General features: G+C 58.2%; 10 protein-coding genes. 5 read left to right on the forward strand and 5 right to left on the reverse strand.

The annotated features are described in order from the left end of the window. The first annotated feature begins 341 nt into the window (after window positions 1-341). Complete coding sequence (gene gabP / locus KVQ82_RS15455; protein WP_198758057.1) at window positions 342-1,748, forward strand: GABA permease; 1,407 nt, start codon at window positions 342-344, stop codon at window positions 1,746-1,748. Here the strand turns inward: gabP and KVQ82_RS15460 are convergent. Next, the gene (locus KVQ82_RS15460; RefSeq protein ID WP_222014336.1) at window positions 1,739-3,598 is read right to left on the reverse strand and encodes an ABC transporter ATP-binding protein; all 1,860 of its coding nucleotides are present in this window, start codon (window positions 3,596-3,598) and stop codon (window positions 1,739-1,741) included. The genes gabP and KVQ82_RS15460 overlap by 10 nt on opposite strands. A gap of 498 nt (window positions 3,599-4,096) precedes the next feature. Here KVQ82_RS15460 and KVQ82_RS15465 point away from each other — a divergent pair, with 498 nt between their 5' ends. The 4 genes from KVQ82_RS15465 (at window position 4,097) to KVQ82_RS15480 (ending at window position 8,575) form a co-directional block, all read left to right on the forward strand. Continuing rightward, window positions 4,097-5,356, forward strand: coding sequence for an OmpP1/FadL family transporter (locus KVQ82_RS15465; protein WP_222014341.1), 1,260 nt, complete (start codon window positions 4,097-4,099; stop codon window positions 5,354-5,356). A 47-nt stretch (window positions 5,357-5,403) separates the two neighbouring features. Then, window positions 5,404-6,078, forward strand: a complete 675-nt coding sequence (locus KVQ82_RS15470) for a DUF3313 domain-containing protein (protein WP_222014342.1) — start codon at window positions 5,404-5,406, stop codon at window positions 6,076-6,078. 136 nt (window positions 6,079-6,214) lie between these two features. Then, window positions 6,215-7,774: an arylsulfatase gene (locus tag KVQ82_RS15475; RefSeq protein WP_222014344.1), complete on the forward strand. Its 1,560-nt coding sequence runs from the start codon at window positions 6,215-6,217 to the stop codon at window positions 7,772-7,774. 87 nt (window positions 7,775-7,861) lie between these two features. Further along, complete coding sequence (locus KVQ82_RS15480) at window positions 7,862-8,575, forward strand: hypothetical protein (protein WP_222014346.1); 714 nt, start codon at window positions 7,862-7,864, stop codon at window positions 8,573-8,575. 132 nt (window positions 8,576-8,707) lie between these two features. Here the strand turns inward: KVQ82_RS15480 and KVQ82_RS15485 are convergent, their stop codons facing one another. Genes KVQ82_RS15485 through KVQ82_RS15500 form a run of 4 tightly spaced genes read right to left on the reverse strand, consistent with a single transcriptional unit; the run spans window position 8,708 to window position 13,014 of the window. After that, window positions 8,708-10,318, reverse strand: coding sequence for a gamma-glutamyltransferase family protein (locus KVQ82_RS15485; protein ID WP_222014348.1), 1,611 nt, complete (start codon window positions 10,316-10,318; stop codon window positions 8,708-8,710). Window positions 10,319-10,343: 25 nt separating this feature from the next. After that, window positions 10,344-11,435, reverse strand: a complete 1,092-nt coding sequence (locus tag KVQ82_RS15490; protein WP_222014350.1) for a polyamine ABC transporter substrate-binding protein — start codon at window positions 11,433-11,435, stop codon at window positions 10,344-10,346. Window positions 11,436-11,455: 20 nt separating this feature from the next. After that, entirely contained in the window at window positions 11,456-12,235 is a 780-nt protein-coding gene (locus tag KVQ82_RS15495) for an amino acid ABC transporter ATP-binding protein (RefSeq protein ID WP_047294482.1), read from the reverse strand. Window positions 12,236-12,237: 2 nt separating this feature from the next. Further along, the gene (locus KVQ82_RS15500; protein ID WP_027611757.1) at window positions 12,238-13,014 is read right to left on the reverse strand and encodes an amino acid ABC transporter permease; all 777 of its coding nucleotides are present in this window, start codon (window positions 13,012-13,014) and stop codon (window positions 12,238-12,240) included.

The raw sequence follows: 13,014 nt of genomic DNA on the forward strand, positions 1-13,014 counted from the left end.
CTACCGCCCTGAATGTTGACATATTCGCATCGATCTTTTCCCTGCTGATGCGCGGTTCGGTCGAATAGCTGAGAGATTCGTAGAAAATTCCAATACGACCCCATGGTATTCACATGTCGATATCAGACACGATCATGGCGCAATCAGGCTACTGAATCAGCGACAAGGCCGGCTAAGGTGCCGTGTCTTCGTATCAAACGACCCCGCTCGGATCATGGGGTTGATAAGAACTGCGGCGGTTGGACGGGCTTCTTTCGGGAGTTTCAGCAGGCAACGATGGTGCTCGATCGGGTGCCCGTTCAATTCGCTTAAATGTCGATCAGCAGAGAATAAAAATACCGATGATCAGCCCGAACTCCATGGATTCGAGTAGCCAATTGGCGCAGGGCTTCAAGCCTCGTCACGTCACAATGCTGTCCATCGCCGGGATTATCGGCGCCGGTTTGTTTGTCGGTTCAGGACACGCCATTGCCGCAGCGGGGCCGGCGGTGCTGCTCGCCTATCTGTTTTCCGGTTTGCTCGTCGTGCTGGTCATGCGCATGCTCGGCGAGATGGCGGTGGCCAATCCGGACACCGGCTCGTTCTCCACCTATGCCGACCAGGCCATCGGCCGCTGGGCCGGTTTTACCATCGGCTGGTTGTACTGGTGGTTCTGGGTGCTGGTCATTCCTATCGAAGCGCTGGCAGCCGGGCATGTGTTGAACCAATGGTTTCCGCAGGTCGATGCGTGGCTGTTCGCGTTGGGATCGATCATTGCGCTGGTGGTGACCAACCTGTTCAGCGTGTCCAAATACGGTGAGTTCGAGTTCTGGTTCGCCATGGCCAAAGTGGTGGCGATCATCGGCTTCATCGGTGTCGGTTTTGCCGTGTTGATGGGCTGGGTGCCCGACCGTGAAGTCAGCGGGCTGAGCAGTCTGATGGCCACGCACGGCGGTTTTGCGCCCAACGGTTTGTCGGCGGTGGTCGGCGCTTTCATCACGATCATGTTCAGCTTCATCGGCACTGAAGCGGTGACCATTGCCGCCGCCGAATCGAATAACCCGGCGCAGAACATTGCCAAGGCCACCCGCTCGGTGATCTGGCGCATCGGCGTGTTCTACCTGCTGTCGATCTTCGTGGTCATCTCCGTGGTGCCCTGGAATGATCCGTTGCTGGCCTCGGTGGGCTCGTATCAGCGCGCCCTGGAAATCATGAACATTCCAAATGCCAAGTTCATGGTCGACGTCGTCGTGCTGATCGCGGTGGCCAGTTGCATGAACTCCTCGATCTACATTGCCTCGCGCATGTTGTACTCGCTGGGTCGTAGAGGCGATGCACCAAAAGCGCTGAAGGCGACTTCCGCGGCTGGCGTGCCACGGGCCGCCGTGATCGCCAGCACCGTGCTGGGCGCATCGATCACCGTATGGAGCTACTTCATGCCCGCCGGGCTGTTCGAGTTTCTATTGGCCAGTTCCGGGGCGATTGCCTTGCTGGTGTACCTGGCGATTGCGGTGTCGCAGCTGCGCATGCGGCGGATATTGCAACAGCGCAAGGTCGAGCTGACCTTCCGCATGTGGCTGTTTCCCTGGCTGACGTGGCTGGTGATCGGCTTCATCTGCGCGGCGCTGGCGGTCATGATGATTACTCCGCAGCACCGCACCGAAGTCACCACCACTATTGGTCTGGCGCTGGCAATCTCCTTGATCGGCCTGATGACGTCGCGTCACCCTGCCCCGGCGACGCGAGCAACGTCGGTGGGTCAGGCTTGATCCACCGCCTCGATCACGCCTTTGTCCTCACCCAGGAAGCCGCCGCTCTGATGCGCCCACAGCCGTGCATACACGCCGTTTTTCTCCAGCAATTCGGCGTGGGTGCCCTGCTCGATGATGCGTCCGTCATCCATGACAATCAGCCGGTCCATCGCCGCAATCGTCGACAGTCGATGGGCGATCGCGATCACGGTCTTGCCCTGCATCATGTCGTCGAGGCTTTCCTGAATCGCCACTTCAACCTCCGAATCCAGCGCACTGGTGGCTTCGTCCAATAGCAGAATCGGCGCGTTCTTCAGCATCACCCGGGCAATCGCCACTCGTTGGCGCTGGCCGCCGGACAGCTTGATCCCGCGCTCGCCCACCAGAGTGTCGTAACCGGTATGGCCTTGGCGGTCACTCAACTGGCTGATGAATTCGTCAGCCTGGGCGTTGGCCGCCGCACGGCGGATCTGCGCGTCGGTGGCGTCGGGCCGGCCGTAGGCAATGTTGTCGCGAATCGAGCGGTGCAGCAGCGAAGTGTCCTGCGTGACCATGCCAATGGCACTGCGCAGGCTGTCTTGAGTCACGTGCGCAATGTTCTGGCCGTCGATCCGAATCTCGCCACTGTCGACATCGTAGAAACGCAGCAGCAAGTTGATCAGCGTCGATTTGCCGGCACCGGAGCGGCCCACCAGGCCGATCTTTTCCCCGGGACGGATGCTCAGACTCAGGCCATCGAGCACCTGACGCTCGCCACCGTAATTGAATTTCACTTTGTCGAACGTCACTGCGCCGCCCGAGGTCACCAACACGCCGGCATCCGGCGCGTCCTGCACCTTGGTGCCCTGGGTCAGGGTCGCCATGCCGTCCTGAACGGTGCCGATGCTTTCGAACAGCGAGGTCATCTGCCACATGATCCAGTTCGACATGCCATTGATCCGCAACGCCATGGCGGTGATCGCCGCCACCGCGCCGGCGCCGACATCGCCCTGGTGCCACAGCCACAGGGCACAGCCGCCCGCTGACATGATCAATGCCACCACCAGGGCCTGATTGACGATCTCGAACAGGCTGACCAGACGCATCTGGCGAAAGCCGGTCTGTTTGAAATCCTCCATCGCCGCCCGTGCAAAGTGCGCTTCGCGGTTGGAGTGGGAGAACAGTTTCACCGTGGTGATGTTGGTGTACGCGTCGGCAATACGCCCGGTCATCATCGAGCGCGCATTGGCCTGCTCCTGGCCGACCTTGCCCAGGCGCGGCACGAAGTACCCCATGGCCAGCCCGAACAACACGACCCACGCGAGAAACGGCAGCATCAGCTTCAGCGCAAAACCGCCGGCCAGGGCGATGATCGCGATGAAGTACACGCCAATCCCCGGCAGAATCTCGATCATGGTGAACAGCACGTCGCGCACCGCGAGCGCTGTCTGCATCACCTTGGTCGTGACCCGTCCGGAAAACTCATCGGAGAAAAACGAAAGGCTTTGCCGCAGCATCAGCCGATGAAAATCCCAGCGCAGGCGCAGCGGCAGGTTAATTGCCAGAATCTGGTGCTGAACCATGGTACGCAACGCCACCAGCCCGATACTGAGCACCATGACGATGCCCATGCCCCACAACACGCGACGCTCCTGCGCAGCCGCTTCCCCGCCCGCCTGCCAGGTCGAGAGCAGATCGACGACCTGGCCGAGGAAGGAAAACAGCCACGCTTCATAAACCGACACGGCGGCGCTGAGCAACGCCAGCGCGAGGACGTAGCCGCGCGCCCCCCGAGTGCAGGCCCAGAGAAACCTGGCCAGACCGTTGGGCGGCGGTGGCAACTCGTCAGGCGGGAATGGATCGAGTCTTCGTTCAAACACACGAAGCATGGTGTTCTCCAAAACAGTCAAGTCAGGGAGATTCTGCCATCGATTGGATCCCGGGAGGTGTTTGTGAAGAAGTGTGTTCTCATCTGGATGGCTCCCTTTGATGGTCGTCCACATGACTAGTCGAGATCACGCGCTTTCAACCTCGGGTTGATACCAGAGCGTCAATGCGCCTCAGCAGGAAGAGTTTGATTCCAAATAAATGCGCAAACTCTACAACACAGACGACGCCATGCGCTCAAGGGTTTCCCACGGCTGAAAGTGGCGCTTCGGGGCAACGGCAACGAGGAACTAGCGCGTTGGCGTCAGCCTGAGGGAAACGAAGGGGTTACTTGATATTTATCAACCCGGTCGACCCGCGTTCATCGACACTCCTCATTGAAGGGCGTCAACAAAGTGCTCGGAACGTTCAGCGAGATCACGTTCATCGGTCCTCGTAATCTTTAGCCTGATTCCGATAAGACTAATAACAGTGGATTGAAAAAATCCAGGGACGCTCAGATGGCCAAGAAACTGATCTGCGGCACGTTGTGCCTTTGTGTCTCTTCGTGGGCGCACGCCGGTGGGATCATGTTGTATGAAGTCGGCAGCGATAATACGGGACTGGTCAATGCCGGCGCTGCTGCACGAGCTCAAGGTCCGTCGACTATCGCCAGCAACCCGGCAGGTATGAGCTATCTGGAGGGCACACAAATAAGTGCCGGTGCCCAACTGCTGTTTGGCAATGTGAGTTTTGATCAAGACTCGTCTACCACCAGTAGCGGGGGTAATGGCGACAACGGTTTGGGCCTGACACCGGGGGCCAGCTTTTTTATCAGCCATCAACTGGATGATCAATGGAGTATCGGATTTGGCTCCTATGGCGACTTCGGTCTGGCGGAAAGTTTTGGTAATAGCTGGACTGGCCGTTATTACGTGCAGGACGCCAGCATTGTCGGCCTGTCATTGGTTCCCAGTGTGGCTTATCGCTTTAATGATCAGTGGTCGCTGGGCGTTGGCCTGAAATCCATGTACGGCATGCTGAAATCGCAGACAGCGATTAATCGCGCGCCCCTCGGTTTGCTCGACCGCAGCGATGGCCAATACAAGTATGAAGACGGCACCTGGGGCTATGGCGCCAACCTGGGTGTGATCTATTCACCTCAGGCAGCTACCCGGATCGGTCTGGCCTACACGAGCGAAGTCGATCTTGATTTCGAAGATCGTCTGGACGTTAAAAGCTCGGGGCCATTGTTAAATAATCTGGACGGTCTGAGTACCAGGATCGGTATGAGTGTGCCGCAAACAGCCACGCTCAGTCTTTATCAGCAGCTCGATCTGCAATGGGCGTTGTTGGCTACCGTCAACTGGCAGGACTGGTCAAGTTTAGGAGAAATTTCCCTGCAAGTTGACACCAATGCCGCCGGAGCTCAGTCGACCACTGTCAATGCCAACTTCAAAGACACCTACCAACTGGCGCTGGGTGCGCAATATCAGGCAACCCCAAAGTTGCTGTGGAATGTGGGCGTTGCATATGACACCTCCGCAGTATCCGACGCAAATCGAAGCCTGGTTGTGCCGGTGGGTGCCACATGGCGCCTGGGTACTGGCGCCAGCTATGCGCTGGATAAAAGCACCCTCCTGAACTTCAGCTGGGATGTGGTCTGGATGGGCGACTTGCCAGTTGATCAAACTAAGTCCTTGTCTGGCCAACGTACTTCCGGCCAGTTCAGTAATGCCTGGATTCAAACCTTGACCGGCAATATGACTTGGCGCTTCTAGCGCCTGACCAGTGAATAACAAAAAGCAACCCTGGAGTACCACGTCAAATGAACATGTCTCGCACGTTATTTATTGGTGTAGCGTTGAGCGGCCTGCTACTCGCGGGTTGCGTCTCGAAAGTGACCGAGCAAAACCAGTATTCAGGGTTCTTGCCCAGTTATGACGGTTTAAAGGAAGTCTCGACTCCGAGCGGTCAGAAAACCATGCGCTGGATGGCTCCCGGCTTCAAACCGAGTGCTTATGACACCGTGGTTTTCAATCAGTTGGAAATGTACCCGACGCCGAAACCGACTGAACGAGTCAACATGCAAACCCTGCAGTCGTTGCAGGTCTACGCCAGCACCAGCGTAAAAAACACCCTGTCGCAAAGATACAGAGTCGTACCCACCCTGCAAGCCGCACCTGCCGGTTCACGTACCTTGATCATGCGGGCGGCGATCACAGGCGTTTCAGCCTCCAATGAGGGCATGCACTGGTATGAAATAGTGCCGATCGCGGCCGTTGTGGGTGGGGTTTCTGCCGCCACGGGGCATCGTGATCAGAATACCGAACTGTATGTCGAGGCCTACTTTGTGGATGCCACCTCCGGTTTAACGGTTGTAAAAGTGGTGCGCAAAGTGTTCGGCAAAACCCTGGAAAACAACAGTCAGGCGATTACCGCCAATGACTTCAAGGCTGCCATCAAAGGCGTCACGGACGATATGAGCGCACTGCTCAAATAGCAACCCGGCTTAAAGGCGCATGTAAGCCAATCCCCTGCAATTGTTTCCGCGCTGACGGGCAATAAACACAAGGAGTCATCCCGCACTAAAACGAGACTTCATTATTTGATTGCTGAGTCAATCAAGGAGAAATCACATGATGTTAAAACGAACCCCGAGCAGGCTATTTGCCGTCGTCGGGATTGTCCTCCTATCAGCCATGGCTCACGCGGCTGACAAAAAGCCCAACATCCTGGTCATCTGGGGAGACGACATCGGCATCGAGAACATCAGTTACAACAACCGCGGCATGATGGGCTACCAGACGCCTAACATCGACCGCATCGCCAAGGAGGGCCTGGGCTTTACTGACTACTACGCTCAGCAAAGCTGCACCGCCGGACGTGCTGCCTTCATCGGTGGCTCCGTCCCCATTCGCAACGGCATGACCAAGGTCGGCCTGCCCGGCGCGAAGGAAGGCTGGCAGAAGACTGATGTGACCATGGCCACGATCCTCAAGAGTCAGGGCTACGCCACTGGCCAGTTCGGCAAGAACCACCAGGGCGACCTGGACGAGCATCTACCCACCATGCATGGCTTCGATGAGTTCTTCGGCAACCTCTACCATCTGAACGCTCAAGAAGAACCAGAGAATCTGGACTATCCGAAAGACCCTGCGTTCCTGAAGAAATACGGACCGCGCGGGGTGCTCCACACGTTCGCTGACGGCAAGGGTGGCCAGACCATCCAGGACACCGGCCCGCTCACCAAGAAGCGTATGGAAACCATTGATGAAGAGACCGTCACGGCCGCCAAGGAGTTTATTACGCTTCAAGCCAAAGCCGGCAAGCCGTTCTTCGTCTGGTGGAACGGCACACGCATGCACTTTCGTACCCATGTGAAGGCCGAACATCGCGGTATTTCCGGGCAGGATGAATACAGCGACGGCATGGTCGAGCACGACATGCAAGTAGGCGAACTGCTCAAGGTCATTGATGACCTCGGCCTCGCCGACAATACGATTGTTCAGTATTCAACGGACAACGGTCCGCACTACAACAGTTGGCCTGATGCAGGCACCACTCCCTTCCGCAGTGAAAAGAACACCAACTGGGAAGGCGCTTACCGGGTGCCGATGTTTGTGCGCTGGCCCGGCCATTTTGCGGCAGGCGCCACGCTTAACGGCATCGTTGCACATGAAGACTGGCTGCCGACCTTCGCTGCCGTTGCCGGTGTGCCGGACATCAAGGAACAGTTGCTTAAAGGCACCGACCTTAATGGCCGTCATTACAAAAACTACATCGATGGCTACAACCAGCTCGATTACTTCACTGGCAAGACGAAAGACTCTGCGCGCAAAGAGTTCATCTATGTGAATGACATTGGTGAGATCGTCGCCGCTCGCTTCCAGGACTGGAAGGTTGTCTTCATGGAAAATCGCGAAGAAACCATGAATCTCTGGCGCGAACCATTCGTTGAACTGCGTGCGCCATTGATCTTCAACCTGCGCCGCGACCCGTTCGAGAAAGCTCAACATAACTCGAATACCTACAACGATTGGTGGATCGATCACGTTTACGCGATCGTGCCAATCACCGAAATGGTCGGCAAATTCCTGATGACCATAAAGGACTACCCGCCTAGCCAGACGCCCGGCTCATTCAATCTGACAAAGATGCAGAAACAGATCGAAGACATGTCAGCAGGGAAACAATAATGATGTTCACAAAATGAAACGCTGAGCCCGCTAACCGAGCCGCACCCGTTTCACTGGGTGCGACTTCTATTTTTGAGAGTCGCCCCCATGAATACTATGCGCATACAAACGGTCCTGGTCGCCGTAGTGGTTAGCGTACTTGCATTGATAGCGACCAGCGCACAGTCCAAAGTCATCGCCATCGACATCCTGTTGGAACCAGACAGCACGATGCTTAGATACTCCGACGCCAATAACGCACGCCTGCTTGCTGTGTTCCCGAAGGGTTTCGCCCTGGATGCCGAACACCGTCCACATATCACGCTGATTCAGCGTTTCGTCCGCACAGAGGATCTCGGCAAGGTCTATGCCGCTGCTGAGAAGGTCCTCGTCAGCGCCAATGTGAACGCGATGAAGCTGGAGGCGTTCAAGTACTACTACGCTCCCGTTGGAGCGGTCGGGGTCGCAGGTATTTGCGTGAAGCCAACGCCGGAAATCATCAAGTTGCAAACGGACATCATCGCCGCTGTAAAGCCCTTTGCGGTGGAATCCGGACCTATCGACGCTTTTACTGCTGCGCACGACAACCCCACCAATGACGCGGCGCTCATCCAATACGTATCAACATTTGTTCCGAAAATGTCGGGTGAGAATTTCAATCCACACGTCAGCACGGGCATTGCGCCTCGTGTCTATCTCGACAAGATGAATACCGAGGCATTCCAGTCGTTTGTTTTCTCGCCGGCCGGCGCGGCTGTCTACCAGTTGGGGCCTTTCGGCACCGCTGCGAAAAAACTCAAAGCGTGGGAACTGAAACCTTAAAACGCTAGAAGTAGCGTGTGGCTAAAAGTAGATATGTATTGGTCAACCTACCTGTTACCTCGCCCCTTTGACCGTTCTCCGCGCAGACGGTCAGAGGGGCAAAATTCGCCAATTCCTGGCAATCAACCTGCTTTACCAAACCGCGATATGCGAATCCGCCCTCGGCTCGGTCCCGCCACACAGCACGCCCGTCACCGGATCACGCAAAATGATCTGCCCGCGTCCGTAATCCGTCAGGTCACTGGCGATCTGCACCTCATGTCCACGACGGGCCAACGCATTGGCCAGATCCCTTGAAGCGCCCTGCTCGATGCCGACCTTCATCCCGCCCAGCCACTGCCAGCGCGGCGCGTCCAGTGCCGACTGCGGGTTCAGGCCGAAGTCCACCAGGTTCATGACCATCTGCACATGGCCTTGCGGCTGCATGTAGCCGCCCATTACGCCGAACGGTCCCAGCGCCTGGCCGTCCTTGGTCAGGAAGCCGGGAATGATCGTGTGAAAGGTCTTTTTGCCCGGCGCCAACGCGTTGGCATGCTCGGGATCAAGGCTGAATTCCTGCCCTCGGTTTTGCAGGGCGATGCCGCTGTCGGGCAGCACCACGCCGGAGCCGAAGCCGTGGTAATTGCTCTGGATGAACGAGACCATGTTGCCCTGCCCGTCCGCCGTGGCCAGGTACACCGTACCACTGGCGTGTGGATCGCCCGGCTTCGGCGGCTGCGCTTGTTCGCCAATCTGAGCACGGCGGCGGGCGCTATAGCCGTCACTCAACAGATCGGCCACGGCCACGCGCATGTGCAGCGGATCGGTGATGTAGTGCAGGCCATCGCTGTAGGCCAGTTTCATCGCTTCCAGCTGGCGGTGCCAGGTCTGTTGGCTGTCACGGTGGTCGAAGTCGAAGCCTTCAAGAATCTTCAGCGCCATCAGCGCGACCAGCCCCTGCCCGCTCGGCGGGATTTCCCAGACATCCACGCCGCGATAATTGACGTGGATGGGTTCGACCCACTGCGCGCGGTAATGCTCAAGATCCATGGCGCGCAGATAGCCGCCCGTTGCCCGCGAATGCGCATCCAGGCGTTGCGCCAAATCGCCGCGATACAAACTCTCGCAACGCGTGAGGGCCAGTTCTTCGAGGGTTCGCGCCTGCGCCGGGTTACGGAAAATCTCTCCGGCCCTGGGCGCACGACCGTCAATCAGGAACGTGTCGAACCAGGCCTGCAGCACTTCATTGCGATGGGGACTGAATTCATCCAGCGCGATCTGCCATTGATGGGCAACCACCGGCGACAGCGGAAAACCGTCTCTGGCCAGACTGATCGCCGGTTGCAGCAGATCGGCGAACGGCAACACACCAAAACGTTGCGACAGCTCGGCCCAGGCCGATGGGCAACCGGGCACCGTCACGGGCGTCCAGCCATACAACGGCATTTGCTCATGGCCGGCCGCCTTCACCGCTTCGATGCTCAGACCGGCCGGGGCATGGCCGTTGGCATTGAGGCCATGCAACTGATCCTTGAACCAGACCAGCGCAAACGCATCGCCGCCCAGGCCACACCCCGTAGGCTCTACCACGGTCAGCGCCGCCGCCGTGGCGATGGCGGCGTCGATCGCGTTACCACCCTTTTGCAGCATCTCGATACCGGCCTGCGCGGCCAAAGGTTGGGACGCCGCAACCATGCCACGACGGGCGAAGACGCTTTGGCGTTGCGACGGATAAGGGTATTCGTGAGCAGAAAATTTCAACATGGCAAAGGCTCTTCAAATCAGCAATTCATTGGCCGGACTTGATCCGGTTCCATTCGCGGGTGATCAGACGCTGGATGTTTTCCGGCAGATCGGCGGAGACGAAGGCATGGTTGATCACGTCGTCAGTCGGGTAGATCCCCGGATTGCCGCTGACCTTGGGGTCCATCAGCGCCGTGGCATCCTTGTTCGGGTTGGCGTAGCCGACGTAATCGCTGACCGGTGCAATCACCTCTGGGCGCAGCAGGTAATTGATAAACGCATGGGCGTTGGCGACGTTAGCGGCGTCTTTGGGGATCGCCAGCATGTCGAACCAGAGGTTCACGCCTTCCTTGGGAATCAGGTAACGAATGTCGATGTTTTTGCCCGCCTCGCGCGCCCGGGTCTGGGCCTGCATCACGTCACCGGAATAGCCGATCGCCACGCAGATATCGCCGTTGGCCAAGTCGGCGGTGTACTTCGATGAGTTGAAATAGGTCACCGAAGGCCGCAACGTCATCAGCAGTTTCGACGCCTGCTTGTAATCGTCAGGCTTGACGCTGTTAGGGTCCAGCCCGAGGTAAAGCAGGGCCTGGGGAATGATCTTCACCGGTGCATCGAGAAAGGCCACGCCGCAGCTTTTCAGTTTGGCGAGGCTCTGCGGATCGAACACCATTGACCAGGAATCGAGCGGCACATCCTTGCCCAGCACGGCGCGGACTTTCTCCTCGTTGTAGCCGATGCCTACCGTGCCCCACATGTACGGAACAGCGTATTGGTTGCCGGGGTCGGCAGCCTGCAGACGTTGCATCAAACGCGGGTCGAGGTGCTTCCAGTTATCGAGCAATCCGCGTTGCAGCGGCTGATAGGCGCCGGCGCGAATCTGCTTGGACAAAAACTGGCTGGACGGCACCACCACGTCATAGCCCGAATGCCCGGAGAGCAACTTGGCTTCGAGCATTTCATTGGTGTCGAAAATGTCGTACTGAACCTTGATCGTGCTGGCCTTTTCAAAGTTCTTCAGCGTATCGGGGCCGATGTAATCGGACCAGTTGTAGACCTTCACCACCGAGTCGGCGGCCTGAAGCATGGGGACCACGGCGGCGCAGCACAGCGCCGCGAACACATTCGATAAACGCATCGTCGATTTCCTTGTGAAATTCACAGCACGCGGCTGAGGAAGGCCTGGGTTCGGGGATGAGTCGGACGGCTGAAGATCTGTTCCGGCGGGCCTTGTTCGATCAGTTCGCCCTGATCGAGCACCACCACCCGGTCGGCGACCTCGCGGGCAAAGCCCATTTCATGGGTGACCACGACCATGGTCATGCCCTCCTCGGCCAGCTCTTTCATCACTTGCAGTACCTCGCCGACGGTTTCCGGGTCGAGGGCGCTGGTGGGTTCGTCGAACAGCATCGCCTGCGGTTTCATCGCCAGCGCTCGGGCGATCGCCACCCGTTGCTGCTGGCCGCCGGAAAGCATCGACGGGTAATGCCCGGCCTTGTCTGCCAGCCCGACTCGCTTGAGCAAGGCTCGCGCCTGCTCCAGCGCTGCCTGGCGTGGCACACCCAACACCTGAATCGGTGCTTCGATGATGTTTTCCAGCGCGGTCATGTGCGGGAACAGGTTGAAGCGCTGGAACACCATGCCGATGTCGCGGCGCTGGCGAGCGATGTTGCGTTCCGAATCACGCACCAGACTGCCGTCCGCCCGGGTGCGATAGCCCATGGGCCGACCGCTGACCCGGATCTCCCCGCCCTGAATGTCTTCGAGCAGGTTGATGCAGCGGATGAACGTGGTTTTGCCCGAGCCCGAAGCGCCGATCAGCACCACCACTTCGCCACGGCGTACTTGCAGCGAGATACCCTTGAGAATCTGCAGATCGCCGAAGGACTTGTGAATGTTCAGCGCTTCGATGATCAGTTCGTCATTTGGCTGCGCCATGATTAGCGTCCCCTCAGCAGTTTCAGAGTGCTGCGACCGAACATCCGACTGGAGGCCGGCGGTGGCGAAGAAGGTCGGTCGGACTGACCGAAGCGGTTCTCCAGCCAGCGCTGAAAGAAGCCCCACAGCGTGGTAAGCAACAGGAAATAAATCGCCACCACCAGGTACAACTCGAACACCCGAAAAGTCGCCGAGGTGACCATCTGCGTGCTGAGCAACAGCTCTTGCACGCCGATCACGCTGACCAGCGTGGTGTTTTTCAGCATCACGTTGAACTCGTTGCCCAGCGGCGGCACGATCACCCGGAACGCTTGCGGCAGGACGATGCGACGCATCAGTTTGGCGAAGGTCATGCCCAGCGAACGCCCGGCCTCGTACTGGCCCTTGTCCACGGCGCCGATACCGGCGCGGATGATCTCGGCCATGTACGCGCCTTCGTTGAGCCCCAGAGCAATGATCGCCGCCTGAATGTTGCCGGGCACCACCAGCCCGAACAGCTCAATGTCTTCGAAGCGAAAAATCCCGCCCGCCGCCAGCGCGGTGTAGAGGAAGACGATCTGCACCAGCAACGGCGTGCCGCGCATCAGCCACACATAAAAACGCACGGGCAGATGCAGCAACGGGTTCTTCGACAAACGCAACAATGCAGCGGCCAACCCCAGCACACAGCCCAGCAGCATTGCCAGCACACTGATCAGGCAGGTCAGCCAGAGCCCGGTGAGATACACCCCGCTCGGCTGCAACAGGTATTGCCAGAACACATCCCAATTGAAGTTCAT

The sequence above is a fragment of the Pseudomonas sp. AO-1 genome (assembly GCF_019775695.1).
Classification (GTDB): Bacteria; Pseudomonadota; Gammaproteobacteria; order Pseudomonadales; family Pseudomonadaceae; genus Aquipseudomonas; species Aquipseudomonas parakoreensis.